This is a genomic window from Methylobacterium sp. J-001 (assembly GCF_022829565.1).
GTDB lineage: Bacteria > Pseudomonadota > Alphaproteobacteria > Rhizobiales > Beijerinckiaceae > Methylobacterium.
The window spans coordinates 1-15,515 of the sequence record NZ_JAKSYN010000203.1; the positions used below are offsets into that span (position 1 = coordinate 1).

20 protein-coding genes and 1 pseudogene are annotated in these 15,515 nt (G+C 68.2%); 7 read left to right on the plus strand and 14 right to left on the minus strand.

Annotation, left to right across the window (positions count from 1 at the left end):
• Positions 1-372 precede the first annotated feature (372 nt).
• Positions 373-1,128, plus strand: coding sequence for a lysophospholipid acyltransferase family protein (locus MKK65_RS26580; protein WP_243961238.1), 756 nt, complete (start codon positions 373-375; stop codon positions 1,126-1,128).
• Positions 1,125-2,261: a glycosyltransferase gene (locus MKK65_RS26585; RefSeq protein WP_243961110.1), complete on the plus strand. Its 1,137-nt coding sequence runs from the start codon at positions 1,125-1,127 to the stop codon at positions 2,259-2,261. Before MKK65_RS26580 ends, MKK65_RS26585 begins: the two co-directional genes overlap by 4 nt.
• Positions 2,262-2,330: 69 nt before the next feature.
• On the opposite strand, the gene MKK65_RS26590 is transcribed toward MKK65_RS26585, so the two are convergent.
• The 4 genes from MKK65_RS26590 to cutA form a co-directional block, all read right to left on the minus strand.
• Positions 2,331-2,939: a hypothetical protein gene (locus MKK65_RS26590; protein WP_243961112.1), complete on the minus strand. Its 609-nt coding sequence runs from the start codon at positions 2,937-2,939 to the stop codon at positions 2,331-2,333.
• A 979-nt stretch (positions 2,940-3,918) separates the two neighbouring features.
• A complete protein-coding gene (locus tag MKK65_RS26600; RefSeq protein WP_243961114.1) occupies positions 3,919-4,353 on the minus strand; it encodes a YybH family protein in 435 nt (144 codons plus the stop codon).
• Positions 4,354-4,385: 32 nt separating this feature from the next.
• Entirely contained in the window at positions 4,386-4,877 is a 492-nt protein-coding gene (locus MKK65_RS26605) for a lipocalin-like domain-containing protein (protein ID WP_243961116.1), read from the minus strand.
• Positions 4,878-5,067: 190 nt separating this feature from the next.
• Complete coding sequence (cutA, locus tag MKK65_RS26610; protein ID WP_243961118.1) at positions 5,068-5,421, minus strand: divalent-cation tolerance protein CutA; 354 nt, start codon at positions 5,419-5,421, stop codon at positions 5,068-5,070.
• Positions 5,422-5,567: 146 nt separating this feature from the next.
• On the opposite strand from cutA, the gene MKK65_RS26615 reads away from it, so the two are divergent.
• On the plus strand, positions 5,568-6,335 hold the full coding sequence (locus MKK65_RS26615) for an NAD kinase (RefSeq protein ID WP_058194045.1): 768 nt from the start codon (positions 5,568-5,570) through the stop codon (positions 6,333-6,335).
• Positions 6,332-6,818, plus strand: a pseudogene (locus tag MKK65_RS26620) (N-acetyltransferase family protein). Before MKK65_RS26615 ends, MKK65_RS26620 begins: the two are co-directional and overlap by 4 nt.
• A 12-nt stretch (positions 6,819-6,830) precedes the next feature.
• Here the strand turns inward: MKK65_RS26620 and MKK65_RS26625 are convergent.
• From MKK65_RS26625 to MKK65_RS26650, 6 genes are all read right to left on the minus strand, one after another.
• Positions 6,831-7,031 carry a hypothetical protein gene (locus MKK65_RS26625; protein ID WP_058194046.1) on the minus strand — a complete coding sequence of 67 codons (201 nt, stop codon included), beginning with the start codon at positions 7,029-7,031 and terminating at the stop codon, positions 6,831-6,833.
• A gap of 140 nt (positions 7,032-7,171) precedes the next feature.
• The gene (locus MKK65_RS26630) at positions 7,172-7,540 is read right to left on the minus strand and encodes a DUF6481 family protein (RefSeq protein ID WP_058194047.1); all 369 of its coding nucleotides are present in this window, start codon (positions 7,538-7,540) and stop codon (positions 7,172-7,174) included.
• Positions 7,541-7,650: 110 nt separating this feature from the next.
• Positions 7,651-7,860 (minus strand): cold-shock protein, encoded by a 210-nt coding sequence (locus MKK65_RS26635; protein WP_007568877.1) that lies wholly within the window; start codon positions 7,858-7,860, stop codon positions 7,651-7,653.
• Positions 7,861-8,206: 346 nt separating this feature from the next.
• Positions 8,207-9,346 (minus strand): beta-ketoacyl-ACP synthase, encoded by a 1,140-nt coding sequence (locus MKK65_RS26640; protein WP_243961120.1) that lies wholly within the window; start codon positions 9,344-9,346, stop codon positions 8,207-8,209.
• Entirely contained in the window at positions 9,343-9,810 is a 468-nt protein-coding gene (locus tag MKK65_RS26645) for a 3-hydroxyacyl-ACP dehydratase FabZ family protein (RefSeq protein ID WP_243961121.1), read from the minus strand. Before MKK65_RS26645 ends, MKK65_RS26640 begins: the two co-directional genes overlap by 4 nt.
• A 24-nt stretch (positions 9,811-9,834) precedes the next feature.
• Positions 9,835-10,143, minus strand: a complete 309-nt coding sequence (locus MKK65_RS26650; protein WP_058194050.1) for an acyl carrier protein — start codon at positions 10,141-10,143, stop codon at positions 9,835-9,837.
• 306 nt (positions 10,144-10,449) lie between these two features.
• Between MKK65_RS26650 and MKK65_RS26655 the strand changes: the two genes are divergently transcribed.
• Positions 10,450-11,562: an AI-2E family transporter gene (locus tag MKK65_RS26655; protein ID WP_058194051.1), complete on the plus strand. Its 1,113-nt coding sequence runs from the start codon at positions 10,450-10,452 to the stop codon at positions 11,560-11,562.
• 6 nt (positions 11,563-11,568) lie between these two features.
• On the opposite strand, the gene MKK65_RS26660 is transcribed toward MKK65_RS26655, so the two are convergent.
• Both MKK65_RS26660 and MKK65_RS26665 read right to left on the minus strand, forming a co-directional pair.
• Positions 11,569-12,072 carry a thermonuclease family protein gene (locus MKK65_RS26660; protein ID WP_243961122.1) on the minus strand — a complete coding sequence of 168 codons (504 nt, stop codon included), beginning with the start codon at positions 12,070-12,072 and terminating at the stop codon, positions 11,569-11,571.
• 464 nt (positions 12,073-12,536) lie between these two features.
• Positions 12,537-13,229, minus strand: a complete 693-nt coding sequence (locus MKK65_RS26665; RefSeq protein ID WP_409565499.1) for a L,D-transpeptidase — start codon at positions 13,227-13,229, stop codon at positions 12,537-12,539.
• 159 nt (positions 13,230-13,388) lie between these two features.
• On the opposite strand from MKK65_RS26665, the gene MKK65_RS26670 reads away from it, so the two are divergent.
• Positions 13,389-13,832: a VOC family protein gene (locus MKK65_RS26670; RefSeq protein WP_243961124.1), complete on the plus strand. Its 444-nt coding sequence runs from the start codon at positions 13,389-13,391 to the stop codon at positions 13,830-13,832.
• A 2-nt stretch (positions 13,833-13,834) separates the two neighbouring features.
• Here the strand turns inward: MKK65_RS26670 and MKK65_RS26675 are convergent, their stop codons facing one another.
• Positions 13,835-14,278 carry a cyclic nucleotide-binding domain-containing protein gene (locus MKK65_RS26675; protein WP_058194054.1) on the minus strand — a complete coding sequence of 148 codons (444 nt, stop codon included), beginning with the start codon at positions 14,276-14,278 and terminating at the stop codon, positions 13,835-13,837.
• Between the two features lie 52 nt (positions 14,279-14,330).
• Between MKK65_RS26675 and MKK65_RS26680 the strand changes: the two genes are divergently transcribed.
• Positions 14,331-15,194 carry an SCO family protein gene (locus MKK65_RS26680; RefSeq protein ID WP_243961125.1) on the plus strand — a complete coding sequence of 288 codons (864 nt, stop codon included), beginning with the start codon at positions 14,331-14,333 and terminating at the stop codon, positions 15,192-15,194.
• 13 nt (positions 15,195-15,207) lie between these two features.
• Here the strand turns inward: MKK65_RS26680 and MKK65_RS26685 are convergent, their stop codons facing one another.
• Positions 15,208-15,414 (minus strand): hypothetical protein, encoded by a 207-nt coding sequence (locus MKK65_RS26685; protein ID WP_243961126.1) that lies wholly within the window; start codon positions 15,412-15,414, stop codon positions 15,208-15,210.
• Positions 15,415-15,515 lie beyond the last annotated feature (101 nt).

Genomic DNA, 15,515 nt, shown 5'->3' on the forward strand with positions numbered 1-15,515 from the left:
CGCGCGGAACGCTGCGCGCCTCGGCGTGACACCCGCGCCGCTATCCCGATCGGGCTCCGATCGTCACGGATCGTTTTCGGCAGAGCGCAACGCCCTCTCCTCCCCCTTGCGGGGAGGCGTTGGAGGTGGGGGTGGTGCAGGATCGCGCGCAGCGGTGCCTTCTGGACCACCCCCACCCCTGCCCCCTCCCCGCAAGGGGGAGGGGAGAGAGCGCCGCGCCGCAAGCGCTTGCTGGCGGATGCGGCGCGTGACCTCGCTCACCCGCACGGGCGGGCAAACCCGCGTCGCATTTAGCGATCCGCGGAGGGCCGGATAGTGCCCTCCCCGCCATCCGCGCCCCTGCGCCCGGTCTCGCCCCTGATCCGCCGCTTCATGGAGGCGTGGTTCGAGCGCTACCTGCACCGTCACTTCGACGCGCTGCGCCTGCCGCACTGGAGCGTCCCGCCGGCTCAGGACCATCCCGGCCCGCTGGTGATCTATTGCAACCACCCCGCCTGGTGGGATGCCGCGGTGATTATCGTGCTGTCCGGCCGGCTCGGTCCGAAGCGCGAGAACCGGGCGCCGTTCGACGCTGCCATGCTGGCGCGCTACCGGGTGTTCGAGCGGATCGGTGCCTTCGGGGTCGATCTCGACAGCCCCCGGGGCGCCGCCCAGTTCCTGACCGCCGCGCGGGCCATCCTGGCGCGCTCCGACACCGCCCTCTGGATCACCGCGCAGGGCCGATTCGTGGACATACGGGTCCGGCCCCTCGGGCTGCGCCCAGGCGTGGCCCGGCTCGCTGAGATCGCCCCCGACGCGCTGTTCGTGCCCCTCGCCCTCGAATACGCATTTTGGGACGAGCGCGGGGCCGAGGCTTTCGCGGCCTTCGGACCCGGGATCCCCGGTACCGAGCTTGCGGCCCTGCCGCGCACGGATAGACTGGCCCGCCTGGAGGGCGACCTGACTGCGACCCTGGATCGGCTCAGCAGCGACGTGATCAGCCGCGAGCCCGAGCGCTTCCGCGCCCTGGTCGCCGGCCGGAAGGGCGTCGGCGGCGTCTATGATCTCTGGCGGCGCCTCGCCGCGCGGCTGGCCGGCCGCCGCTTCGATCCGGCCCACCGAACCAGCGACAAGCAGCCCGGTCGATGAGTGCCTCGATCCTCACGGCGCTCGCCTTCCTCTGCCTGTTCGCGGCCGCCCTTCCGGCAATCCTGACGGCGGTGAACCTGTTCGCCCTGCACCAGCCCGCCCCGGAGGCCGATTCCGGCCTTGTCTCGATCCTGATCCCGGCGCGCAACGAAGCCGGGAACATCGCCGGGACCGTCCGCGCCGCGCTCGCCAGCAGCGCCGTGCCCGTGGAGGTGATCGTCGGCGACGACCATTCCACGGACGGGACTGCCGAGATCGTGCGCGGTCTCGGCGACCCGCGGCTGCGCGTTGTCCCGGTGCCGCCACTTCCCGAGGGCTGGACCGGCAAGAACCACGCCTGTGCGCACATCGCGGGTCTCGCGAACGGCCGCCACCTCCTGTTCATCGATGCGGATGTCCGACTGAAGCCCGAAGCCGCCGCGTCGCTCGTGGCGCAGGCCCGGCGCGCGGATGCAGCCCTCGTCAGCGGCGTGCCCCGGCAGAGCGCCGGGACGCTCGGCGAGTTGCTGACCGTGCCAATGATCGACTTCCTGCTCGTCGGCTTCCTGCCGGTTCCACTGATGCGCCGCCGCCCCGACCCGGCCTTGGGTGCGGCTTGCGGGCAGCTCATCCTGTTCGAGCGCGCGGCTTACGCGGCGATCGGCGGGCATGGCGCGATCCGCGGCTTCCTGCACGACGGCGTGCGCCTGCCCCGGCTCCTGCGCGCGGCCGGCTACCGCACCGACCTCGTCGCCGGGGCGGGTCTCGCGACCTGCCGGATGTATCGCGGGTTTTCGGAGGCCTGGGCGGGGTTCTCCAAGAATGCGCACGAGGGCATGGCCACGCCCCGCGCCCTGCCGATCTGGACCCTGCTCCTGGGCTGCGGCCAGATCCTGCCGCCGCTCCTGGTGCTGGCCGGCCTGCTCGGCCTGATACCGCCCTTCGCCCTGATCCTCGCCGCAACGGCCTGCGGGCTGTCGCTCGCGACCCGGGCGGCGATCACCCTGGCCGTCCGGGCGCCGCTGGCGACGATCCCGCTCCATCCGGCTGCGGTGCTGGTGGCGCTGGCGATCCAGTGGAACGTGCTCTTGCGCGGCGTCCGGGCCGGCGCGGCCACCTGGAAGGGCCGCACCTACCCGGTCAGCGGCGCCTGATTTTTTTTCGAAGGTCCGGCGGAGCATGTCCGCCGAATTGCTCTCGCAAGCGTCAGGCAGGCTTGGCGATCACCGCGCGGTCGGCTGGCACGGATCGGTCGAGCGCTTGCCCTTCCGAGGCATCAGCGACACGATCAGCTGAACGTTCGGCACGTCGCCGACCTGACGGGTGAGGTGCCCGACATGGCCCTCCGGCCCCTGCGGGGTCGATCCGGTGTCGGCGTTGAACTCCACCTCGCCCGGCCCCTGCTCCAGCACCGAGCCGTCCGTGGCCTCCACCGACCAGCGGCCCGACAGGGTGATCACCCATTGCGGGCCGGGAGCGGTGTGCCAGGTGCCGACATAGCCGACCGGCAGGATCGCGTACTTGATCGACGCCACCTCGCCCGGCGGGAAGCCGACATATTGCGGGGCCGCGGGCGGCGCGTAGCTCTTGAAGATGAAGTTCTTCAGGTCGCAATACTGGACGTGGCTCTGACCCTTGGCGTCCGCGTAGAGTGTCCCGTAGCGCAGCGCCGGCGGATTGGCCGCGGTCAGGCCGGCCGGACCCGACGGAGCCGCCTCGATGGTCATCAACGGCTCGCTCGCCTTGCCGCCGGCCGCCAGGACGGCCGTCCCGCCCGCGCCGGAAGCCAGCAGCACCATCGCGATACGACCGGCGGTCTTGAATGACATCATGGTTTCGACGTCCCAGAGTTCGAGGCGCCGAAGACGGCACCGCGGATCTCATAGTCTAAGCCGCCACCAACGCCTAATTTTCTATCTGTTGCACTACGATTATGCGCTGTTAAAGCTCTCGATCAACGGCAACCAACCGAATGATATCTTGGTTTGATTCGTCGCATGCGGAATTTGGATTGTCCCTACGAACTCAAATGGTGGATCATCGTCTCGGCACAGGCGGCTGGCAACATCGGACTCGGACTGACAGGATCGGGATCCACGCCGCGGATCATCGCCGCCGCATGTCCGAGACCGAGCATGGCTGACGACCTACCGGGTCTGCGTAACCTCATCGCGCGTTACCCCGCATCCTGGTTGGGCGAACTTGCCCTGGCCCCCTGGGAGATCACGGCCCGGGCGGCGGCTTTGGTCGCCGGGCGCATCGCCGCCCTCGACAGGACCTATCGGGTCGCAGACGGCATCGCGATCCACGCGCAGGCGATCGTGGAGGCCGGCGCGACCGTGAAGCCCCCGGCGATCATCGGGCCGGGCTGCCTCGTGGCGACCGGTGCCTACCTGCGCAGCGGATGCTGGCTGGAAGCGGATTGCATCGCCGGGCCCGGCGTCGAGCTGAAATCCGCGTTCCTGTTTGCGGGCGCGGCAGCCGCGCATTTCAACTTCGTCGGCGATAGCATCCTCGGCGCGAACGTGAACCTGGAAGCCGGCGCGATCATCGCCAACCATCGCAACGAAGCACCGGACCGGCCGATCCGCCTCCGGTTGGGAGGGCGCCTCGTCGAGACCGATGTCTGCAAATTCGGCGCGCTAATCGGCGACGGCGCCTGGATCGGTGCCAATGCCGTGATTGCCCCGGGCGCAGTGATCGACCCCCACGCCGTCGTGCCGCGCCTCGGGCTGATCGATCAGGGCTGGTTAGGCCTCTCTTCGTCTGCCCGACCGTGGCGCGGCAGCGTCTTCGAAGACGAGGCGCCGCTCAGTTCCACGTGTGCAGAACCGTCCGCCAGCCGTCTTTCTGGCGTTCCAGCACGTTCACCCAGTTGCCCTCGAATGTCTTCCTGGCGCCGCCGTCCACCGGGCCGGTCATCTCCCAGCGACCCGAGACGATCAGCAGGTTGTCCTTCGCGACGGCGTTCTTCACGGTCGTCTTGTGGTCGTCCCAGCCCTTCGCCTTGAGGCCGGAGAAGAATTTCGGGATGCCGTCGCGGGTCTGGGTCCCGCCCTTGGTAACGACGAGGGCATCGGGCGTGTAGAGCTTGCCCAGCGTCTCCATGTCGTTGCGGTTATAGGCTTCGTCCCACCGGGTCGCGGCGCCTTGCGCGTCGGATTCCAGCGCCTCCGCCCGGCACAGGCCGGGCAGGAGCGCGGCGGCGGCGAAAACCAGGGCCGGCAGAACGCGATTGCGGGGCATCAGATCCTCCCAATACAGATACGAACCGGAGATTAGGGATACTTCTCCCAGATCAGCGTAATGACGCTCAGCTTTCCGTCGACGTTGAACTTGAACGGCGTGGTCGTGTAGATCAGTTGCCGTCCCCTCTGCTCGACGTGCCGCACCTGAGACGTCCCCGTCCAGGCCTCGTTCCAGGACGTGTCGATGGTGTGGGTGACGCGGTCGGCATCGAATTGGTACGTGCCCGCATAGGCGAAGAAGGTCTTGTGCAGGTGGATCCTGTCCGCGTCGGACATCGTGTCGTTGGCGGCGGGCCGGGCGCGTCCCTCGAAGGCGCAGACGACCATCATCCGCCCGTCGCGCCCGTAGGTGATCCAGCCATTGGGCTTGGGGCCACCATAGGCGTCGATAACCTCGCCGGTCTCGACGATCTTCCGCGTGGTGGTGACGAGACGCCAGGTTCCGACCACCGCGTCGGCTTCCAGGGCTTGCGCAGCCGGGAGGCCGAATCCGATCGCAAGGATTGCAACCAATCCTCTCATCGCACGCCACCGCAAGTCATGGCGCCGTATTCAAGTTACGGCACCACGATAATTCAGCATCGAATTTTCACGAAGTCAATTGTTATCGGCGACAATTTGCGGACAGACCGCAGCAGCCCTCAATGAATGCCTTGAATGGCTGTATTCGCACCCGTCCGATCTTCGCCGCAGCGCAGTATCGCAGCGGCGATCAGGACGACGACAACGCCGCGAGGGCCGCATCGGCTGGCTGCGTCTCCGTCAGGATCCAGGCGGCCGTATCGGCATCGGCACCGGCAACCGGGAGATGCAGGATGATCGGCGTCTCGTAGGGGTGGCGCGCCTTCAGGGCGGCCGACAGGACATCGGTCAGGCCCTCCCGGCTCTTGAGGATCGCCACAACCTCCTCACCCCGCTCAACCGTGCCCTTCCAGCTGTAGACCGATAGCATCCCGGGCAGGACGTTGATGCAGGCGATCAGGCGCTCGCGGGCCAGGGCCTCGCCGATATTCAGCGCGGAGGCGGCGTCGGGAAAGGTGGTGTAGACGAGGAGCGGACGCTCCATGCTATGCCTCCAGGATCGCGCATGTGCCCGAGGAGTCAGACGCATGCGGGGCACTGACGTCAACCGGGCGGTTCGCTCATCAGATTGGAGCCGTGACGTGACCCCCGACGCGACCCAGATGCGCTTGCCAGGCACCGCCTGACGCCATGCCGACATTCAAGAAGATCGCATTCGTAGCGAGCCCAACCGGTTACGCCCGGGAAGCCGCCGCCGCCCTGATGCGGCGCTACGACCATGTCCCACCGGAGGACGCGGATGTCGTCGTCGCGCTCGGTGGCGACGGGCTGATGCTGCAGGTGCTGCACCGCTTCATGGATCACCCGAAACCGATCTACGGGATGAACCGCGGCACCGTCGGCTTCCTGATGAACGAATTTCGGGACGATGACCTGCTGGAGCACCTGGAAGCCGCCCAGCGCAGCGTCATCCACCCCCTGGTGATGGATGTATTGGACACGGAAGGCCGCAGTCATCGCGCCCGCGCGATCAACGAGGTCTACCTGCTGCGTCAAACGCACCAGACCGCCAAGCTGAAGATCGCTGTTGACGGGCATGTCCGGCTGGACCTGCTGATTGCCGACGGGGTGCTGGTCGCCACGGCGGCGGGCTCGACCGCCTACAACCTCTCGGTGGGTGGCCCGATCCTGCCGCTCGACGCGAAGCTGCTGGCGCTGACGCCGATCTCGGCCTTCCGCCCCCGGCGCTGGCGGGGCGCATTGCTGCCGGACTATGCTCGGATCCGCATCGACGTGCTCGACGCCCCTCACCGTCCGGTGGCGGCGGTGGCCGACCACACCGAGTTCCGCCGGGTCTGCGCGGTGGAGACCTCGCTCGACCGCGCCACCGAGCTCGTGCTGCTGCACGATCCCGGGCACAGCCTCGACGAGCGCATCCTGCGGGAGCAGTTCGGGTGAGTCTGGAGATCAGACCGGCCCAGCCGTCCGACCACCCGGCGATCGCCCGGATCATCGTGCTGACCATGGGGGGGCGAAACCTACGCGCTCGATCCGCTGCTCAGCGAGGCCGACGCCGTTGCCTACTGGACCGGGGCGGACCGCGAGACCTTTGTAGCAGACCGGGACGGGGCGGTGTTCGGCGCCTCTTACCTGCGCGCCAACCAAGCGGGCGGCTGGTCCCATGTCGCCAACTGCGGCTTCATGACCGGCCAAGAGGCTGTCGGACGGGGCATCGGACGGGCCATGGGCCTACACGCGCTCGAATGGGCGCGCCAGCAGGGCTTTACGGCGATGCAGTTCAACTGCGTCGTCTCGACCAACACCCCAGCCGTCAAACTCTGGCACAACCTCGGCTTCGACGTGGTCGGGCGCATCCCGGGAGCCTTCCGGCATCCGAGATTCGGGGATGTCGACGCCCTGGTGATGTTCAGGGCGCTCTGAGATCGCCGCCGATCAGTGCCGGTTGACCGCGACCAGTTCGCTCTCGCGAATCGCGCGCTCGCCGGCTTCCGTCCGGATCCGGTAGGAGCGCTCGCCGGTCTGATCCTCAGGCATCAGGCGCAGGATCTCGAAGATCTCGCCGCCGCCTTTGTCACCGGGAAGCCCGAGCTGCACCCGGCAGACGCGTTGGCCGATCTTGAATTTGTGGGTCATGCCGGGCTCCTGGGGCGCGGTTTGAAGGGGCGACGCCATCGGAGCAGCCGCCGGCCGCAGTTGCGGTCGGATACGGCTCCGTGTCTCTGGTCTCACGCGCCCGTTCGTGCCGTTCGGCATTCCCTTCGGCGGCAGGCGCCTCAGCGGCGCTTCTGGGCCTTGGCCTTGCGAGCCAGATAGCGCGCATCGCGCTGAAGCTTCTGCTCGGCCTGCAAGGCCTTGGCACGCTCCTGGGCGGCGAGCTGCTCGGCGAGCTTGCGCTCGGCCTCGGCCTGACGCTCGGCCTCGGCCTGAGCGGCGGCGCGCTCGAGTTCCGCCTGGCGCTGGGCAGCGCGCTCGGCCGCGCGGGCCTCGCGGGCATCAACCACGGCGCGACGCGCAGACTGGCGGGCGAGGACGGCCGGATCATCGGCAGTCGGGCGGGCTCGGAAACGAGCCAGCATCTCGGACCGCGCCTTGGCGGCGGCCTCCAGTCGATCGACGACGCCTTGCTTGTTCGGAAAGCTCACAGACACTCCTGAGTTGGGCGCGGCGGGCCGCCATCGTCCCGAAATCGGATTTGAATACGAAGAAGCCGCTCCCTCGAGAGCGGCTTCGACAAAGGCCGACGAAGCGGCGATCAGACCGTCTGGAGCTGGCCAGCGGATTCCTTGCCGCTGCGACGATCGGTTTCCAGCTCGTAGGAGACCTTCTGGCCTTCGTTCAGGCCACGCAGGCCGGCGCGCTCGACAGCCGAAACGTGCACGAACACGTCCTTGCCGCCGTCATCCGGCTGGATGAAGCCGTAGCCCTTGGTCTCGTTGAACCACTTGACGGTTCCGGTGCTCATGGAATTCCTCGATCTTCGCAGGCGTCGTGAGAGATGGCACCCGCTCAAAAAAGCGGGCACCGATATCGACCGATAGCGATAGGAAAGTCAGAACCGCCCTGCGAAGGCGTAACGGTCCAAGATATCCGGACACGTGCCGATAGGCCTCAGATAGACCTTCGCTCGCGCATTGGCAAGTCCGAAGAGATATTTCGACCAGAACCGGCATCGGTAAAACGGGCGTGATGTTTGTGGAAATGAAAACGCGATGCGGGCAGAAGATTTGTGCCGTCAAACAGATAGGCCGTGTGCATCACGTCGGGATGACTTGGCGCACGCAAGCCGCCAGCCCGGTCTCGAGCGCCGGTCAGGCCTGAGTCAGACGCAGCACCCCTTCGCCGCGGCGATGACCAACCGTCGTCACCGCCACCTCGCGGGCCGATCCGGCAGCCACGAGGCCTGCGGCAAGCGCCGCTCCGAAGGGCGCAACGATTTCGAGCCCGTGCCCGATCACGTCCCCGAGCGCTCGGACGTCGGCGCCCGGCGCGAGCCGCGCGATCGCATCCTGTTCCTCCGCCGTGATCGGTGCGACGCCTGAAGCGCCCGACAGGACGCGATCAGGCGACGCGAGACCGGCCTGCGCCCATAGGACGTCGAGACTGTGAGCAACACTGCCGGGGATGCGCGGCGCACGATCGCTCGCGACCCGGTCCAGCCGGGCGAGGGCCTGGGCCCCGCGGGCCGCTGCGTGCGCTTCCGATTCCAGCATGAGGAAGGCCGCGCAGCTCCCCAGGATGAAGCCGGCCGGGGCATCAATTCGCGTGCCCCGCTCGAAAACCGGGTGGTAGGGAGCGCGGGCGAGATAGCCACCCATCTCGTGGACCACCAGCACGTCCGGACGCTCGGCGCTGTAGGAGCCGCCGACCAGGATCGCGTCGATCTGGCCCGCGGCGACCCGGGCCTGAGCAATCCGTAGCGCATCCACACCGGCAGCTTCCTCGCCCATGAAGGTGCGGGAGGCCCCCGTAACCCCGTGCACGATGGCGATATTGCCGGCGAGCAGGTTCGAGAGCTGGGCCAGGAATAGCGTCGGCCTCAGGTCGTTCTGCAGCCGCTCATTCAGGTAGGCGCCCGGGTCAGCCGCATCGCGCAGGCCCGTCAGGATCGCGCCGTCGACCGCGTAGTCGCGCTCACCGCCGCCCGCAGCCACCACGAGATGGAGCGCCTGCTTCAGGGCGGCATCGCCCTTCACGCCAGCGGAGTCGAGGGCAAGTCCGGCAGCGTAGACGCCCAGGCGCTGCCATGCCTCCATCTGCCGCTGGTCACTGCGTTTGGGGATCTGCCCATCCCAGGCGATCGAAGGCGCCGGATGCACGCAATAGGGTGCGAAGGTCTGGGTATCGGTCCGGGGCGCCGCGCCGGCTTCGAGGGCGGCGAGATGCGCCTCGATTCCTTCGCCTGCACAGGAGACGAGGCCGAGACCCGTGACAAGGACGGGACGGCTCATGGCTGCACCGGATCCTGGAACAGGCCGATCGCCCGGGCGCGTTCGCGCATCGGCGCGTCGAGCCCGTCCGGAAACGGCATGGTGCGGAAGCGCAACTCCGCGTCGCAGAGCGCCTTGCAGGCATGGCTGATCGCGGCCTTCGTCACGGCGTAGCCCGAGCCGTCATGCTCCAGGGTTGCCGTCACGACGAGCTCCGCGCCGGGCCCGACGAAAGACCGGAACCGGGCCTTGTCCACTCCCGTAAGGAACGGCATGCGGGTGAAATCGAGATGAGCGAGCACGAGGTAGCCGGACGCCTGCGCCATCGTTTCGGTGAGCAGCACGCCGGGCACCAACGGATGGCCGGGGAAGTGCCCCTCGAAGACGGGGCTCTCCAGCGGCACCCGGGCGAGCGCCTCGATCCGGCCGGCGGCCCGGTCGAGGTGCCGGACGGAATCGATCATCTCGAAGTATTCGAGGCGCATGGGGGTGCGTCGGGCTCTAGGGCGTTAGACCTTGGCGGCCTTCTCGGCCACCAGGGCGTCGATGCGCGCGCACAGGTTCTTGAGCACGAAATACTGCTCCGCCGGAACCTTGCCCTCGTTGACCTCCTGGGTCCAACGCTCGAGCGGCAGCTTGATCCCGAAGGCCTTGTCGACGGCGAAGGCGATATCGAGGAAGGCGAGGCTGTCGATGCCGAGGTCGTCGATGGCGTGACTTTCCGGGGTGATCTTGTCCCGCGGGATGTCAGCCGTCTCGGCTATGATGTCGGCCACGCGCTCGAAGGTGGCGCTGCCGTGGGCGGGATCGTCGGACATGTCTTCTCGCGGGCTGTTCGGTTTCCGGATCGGTCGGGCGGGGAGCCCCCCTCGACACCGGGCGACCCGGCGCTCACGCCCCGCGCGGCCACCAATACGCATACCGGCCCCTGTTGCGCAGGCCGGTCGGACGGCCGCGACCTCTACACGAGGGGGTCGGGGGCGGCAACCGTAACGGTTCCCGGTGCGTTGCCGCGCTGGTCCAGGGTAGTACATCGACGGGTGCGCGGGACCGCGCGCCGCCCCGCGGAAAGAGTTCGGCTTATCTGCGCGGGATCCTTCGCGCGGCGCCAGGAGACGAAACGGATGTTACCCACGGCCCAACCCGTTGCGGTCCCGGCGCATGTCGCTCCTCCGGCCCCGCCGGAGCGAGCGCGCTCGCAAGGCGCTGCGCGGGTCGTGCTGGTCCTGGCGCTGTCCGCCCTCGGCCTCTGGATCCTGCATGGCTTCTTGCCGGCCCTGGCCTGGGCGGTCGTGTTGGCGATCGCCCTCTGGCCGCTTTACGCACGCTTGGAGCGGCGCTTCCCGCCGGGTCGACATAATCTCCTATTGCCCACGCTGATGACCGCCGCGGTGGCCCTGGTGTTCCTCGCCCCCCTGGCGATCCTGGGCGTCCAGGCGGCGCGCGAAGCCCACGATGTGGCCGAGTTCGTCCGTAGCGCCGAAGCGAACGGCATCCCGGCCCCCGAATTCGTTCAGCATCTGCCCTACGGAGCAGCACAGGCCACCGCTTGGTGGAATGACAATCTCGGCCACGCGCAGGCCGGCTCCGACCTGCTGCACCGCTTCGAGAACCATTCGGTCGTCGGTGCCTCGCGTAATTTCGGCCGCGAGGTGGTGCATCGGATCGTGCTGTTCGGCTTCAGCCTCGTGGCTCTGTTCTTCCTGTTCCGCGACTGGCGGACGGTGACGGAGCAAGCCCGGGTCGCCTGCGACCGCCTGTTCGGACCCCGGGGCGAGCGCGTGGCGCGGCAGATGGTGGCCTCGGTGCATGGCACCGTCGACGGGCTCGTGCTGGTCGGCCTTGGCGAGGGCTTCATCCTCGGTGTGGTCTACTATTTCGCTGGCGTACCACACCCGGTGCTGCTCGGCGCCTTCACGGCGGTCGCCGCCATGATCCCGTTCGGCGCGGCCGTCGCCATCGCGATCGCAGCGCTGCTCCTGGTCGCGGCGGGCTCGGTGAAAGCGGCGATCGTCGTGGCAGTAGCAGGCCTGGTGGTGACCTTCGTGGCCGACCACTTCGTCCGGCCGGCGCTGATCGGGGGCACGACCAAGCTGCCGTTCCTCTGGGTGCTGCTCGGAATTCTCGGAGGCGTCGAGACCTTCGGCCTGCTCGGCCTGTTCGTTGGCCCTGCCGTGATGGCAGCCCTGGTCCTGCTGTGGCGGGAATTCACCGAGGGCCACGACCAGACGGCGTGATCACACCTAATCGGCTGTGCTCGCTCCGGCCGAAGCCTCCATGCGGCGCCGGTCTTGGCGCCAATCGGCGGGCTTCTCGAAGGTCCCGGCCCAGAGCCCCCGACGGGTCGCCCAGGCCTGGCCCTCCTGACGGGTGTAGGCCGCCGTTACCTGGCGGCTCGCCAGGGCGTAGCCCCGCGTCACCATCCAGGCAGACAGATCCTCGCCATGCGCGAGGCAGAGGCCGGCGATACCGCCTGCAGCCGAATTCTCGCGGCGCTCGCAGGTGACGACGCCGCTGCCGATATGCGCGCTCAACGCCTGTGCAGCCTCGCGGCCACAGCGGTATTCCCGGCCCGTGACGGTCTGGCAGCTCTGCGCGGTCTCGGGCGCGTCGATTCCGTAGAGGTTGATGCGGGTGCCATGCACCTCGATCGTGTCGCCGTCGATCACCGTCGCGGGCCCGCTGATCGTCCCGGCCGCGGCGGCCGGTCCGCAGAGGAGGAGCAGGGCGAGCATCGATCTTGTCATCAGAAAGCTGTCCACGAAGGGGCGGCAGAGTTCGTTTCGGAAGCGCGCAGGGTCGCCGACCATTGTGGCGTTTTTGCCGGCTACGCTGCGCGCTCGGAGCGCCTGGGCGTTCTGTCGCGCGGTCTGCCCGCGATGGACCGGCACGGCCGTCATCCCGGAGCGGGCTCGACGGAGCGTCGCGCGGATAGGTTGCGAAAGGGTTTGCAACGTTGCGCTGCCGTGGAGGCGGGCAGCGCTTGGCGTCCCGGATGCCGGACGGGTTAGAGGACAGCGATCCGGAAGCCCGCGCCCTCGTGAGCGAGCGTTTCCCGGCGTCTCACGCCGGTGCGGGTTCTGTGTATTGTTGGCGCTGCATACGCCCCGGAGCGGGCGCGTGCCGATCGCATGATGCTGAGCGAGACCCGTCGCCCTCAGGCACGCAGAGTCGGTGTCAGACCCGATACTTGGTCAGACCCGGTACTTGGTCAGACCCGGTACTTGCCGTTGCGCTTCACCAGCACCCGGGTCCCCACCGGCACGCGCTCGTAGAGGTCTGCGATGTCCTCGTTGAGCATGCGGACGCAGCCCGACGACATCTGCTCGCCGATGCTCCAGGGTTCGTTGGTGCCGTGGATGCGGAACAGGATGTCGCGGTTGCCCTGGTACAGGTAGAGGGCGCGGGCCCCGAGCGGATTGTCGACGCCGCCCTTGCGGGTGCGCGGCAGGTCCGGGTTGAGCGAGACCATCGTGACGGTCGGGCTCCAATCCGGCCAGACGCCCTTGCGGCCGACCCGCGCCTCGCCCTTCCAGGAAAAGCCGGCCTTGCCGACGCCGACGCCGTACTGCATCGCGGTGCCGTCCGCCTGGACCAAAAGGAGCTGGCGCTGGTCGATATAGACCAGGATCGTGCCGGGCTTCTCCGGGCCGTTGTAGCTGACCTGCTGGCGGCGGTACTTCGGATCGAGCCGCGCGGTATCGACCAGTGGGATATCGTATGGCTTGTCGGGCTTCGTCCCGATGTACCAGGCCGATTCGTCGTCCTGCGCAAGCTGGGACGGGCGCGTCTGGCAGGCGGCCAGCGGTGCGATCGCGACCACGGCGAGCAGAATTCGCGAGAGCAGGAGCCGGCGAATTCGGCTCCAGGCCGATGGGCGTGTTGCGATCATGGGTCCTGACATGCGGGATACGGTCCTGGACCCTATGCCTACCGTCTCGACGCCCATGGCGATGTAGCTTTTGCGCCGCAGCGGCCCGCGAGAGCCAGATGCCGCGGCCACGGTTGCGCCCTAATTCATAACGCGGGATCCGAAGCTGACACGGCATCCGGGGGGTAAATCATGGCCGAGACCGAGACGCTTCCGACCGAGGCGGTGTCTGCGCCCGAGGTACCGCTGCGTCCGGCGATCCACCTCGATCATTGTGTCATCCACGTCACTGACTGGGCGCGGTCCAACGCTTTCTATCAGGACGTGGTCGGCGCCGAGGTGATCGCGCGCGGGAGCGGCTTCGCCTACCGGTTCGGTGGGGTGCAACTCAATTGCCACGGTCCCGGCGTGCAGGCGGAACCGGTCGCGGCGCAGCCTGTGCTGCCGGGAAACAGTGACCTGTGTTTCCGCTGGTCGGGCACCATCGAAGACGCAATGGCACATCTCGAAGCAGCCGGTGTGCCGGTGGAACTCGGCCCAGTCGAGCGGAACGGGGCCGCGGGAGCTGGCCTCAGCGTCTATTTCCGCGACCCGGACGGATCGCTCTTGGAATTCATCACCTATCCGACCGCGTGAGGTCAGCCCCGGCTCTCGGCCAACGCCTGGTTGGTCTGCTCGAGCCGCAGAGCGAGAACCCGCATCAGCGCGATGCTGATCTGGGGAAACTGCGCCAGCAGTTCCAAAAACACGCCGCGGTCGATGCGGAGCGCCGTCACCGCCGATTCCGCCGTGACGGTGGCCGAACGGGGCTGGTCGGCCAGGATGCCCATTTCGCCGACCAAGGCATCCTGCCCAAGCAGCGCGAGGCGGATCGGACCGGCCGGCCCGTCGATGCTGACCTCGGCGCTGCCTTTGAGGATCACGTAGGCCGCATCCGCCACGTCACCGCGGGCGAAGAAGCGCTGCCCCGGCTCGAAATGCACGCGCTCACTCGTGAAGGCTAGAAGCTTCAGGCGCGCCGGCTCCACCTCGCGGAACAGCGGAACCTGCCTTAAGGAGGATACCTCGGTATCGAGGGTCATTCGCGGGCTCCGCGAGGGGTTTCACACCCTTGCGGGCATGGATGGTATTCAGATGGCCAAACTGGCCCATACATCCATGCGGTTCATCAAGCACTTGTCCAGTCCCACCCCCGACGCAGCCCGGGCGTTCCGATGCCTGATTGCCGGTGCACTGACGATTCTGGGGGGGATTCTGACGAGCGCGGAACCCGTCCAGGCGCGCCTGGTCCAGGCCGATCTCGCCCGCGTTGCAGCAGCACCCCTGCCCGGCGCCCGAGTACCGCTGGATCTCGTCGTTACGGACGCGCGAACCGGACAAGCGAAGACCTTGGGGCAGGCGCTCGGCGGACGCGCCGTCGTGCTGCTGCCGGTCGATTACACCTGCGGCAATGTCTGCGACCCCATGCTGTCGATGGCGGCGGATGCCCTCGCGGCGACCGGACTCTCTGAGGAAGACTACGCATTGGTGCTCGTCGGGATCGATCCCCGGGACGATGCCGCGGCCGCGCGCCGCATGCTCCACGAAACCCTCGGAGACCGGGCGGCCGGCATCCGGCCCTTGATCGCCTCGGAGGCTGCTCTGGCCAGCCTCACCGGTGCCCTGGGCTACACGGCCGTTTACGACCCCGGGACGGACAGCTTCGCCCATCCCGCTGCGGCGATGCTGCTCACTGGCGAGGGCCGGGTCGCCCGGGTCCTCTCACCGCTGGCACTCACCGGCCGAGACCTTCGCCTGGCGCTCACGGAAGCCGGCGAAGGACAGGTCGGCGGCCTCACGGATCGCTTGGCTTTGCTCTGCTACGGCTACGATGCCGCACGCGGCATCTACACCCCCGCGGTCGAACGGATCCTGACCGTTGCTGGGATCGCGACGGTCCTGGCGATCGGCTCATTGATTCTGATCCTGCTTCGCCGGACGCGCCTGCGAACCGGCTGAAAGCGGACCTGCCTCAGCGCTTGGTCGACAGACCATGCTCTCCGGGGCCGGGGGCCTCGCGTTTCGGACTCGCATTCAGGTGTGGTGAGTCGATCGGCTCCTCGCGGGTCGTCGGCGTCGGCGAATCCTCGGGGGCGGGCATCGGAGGGAGCGGCGGTGTGTTCGGCTCAACGGCAGGCCCGGATCCCGGCCCCGCCTTGACCATGTTGCGGTTCGTCATCGCGTAAAGCCCTTTGCCGTAGCCCGCATCACAGCTTTCGTGCAGGCGCCCGCCGAGGGCAGGCCGGCCCGGTACCGGCGCGCGCTCGGGCGTCCCGGGAA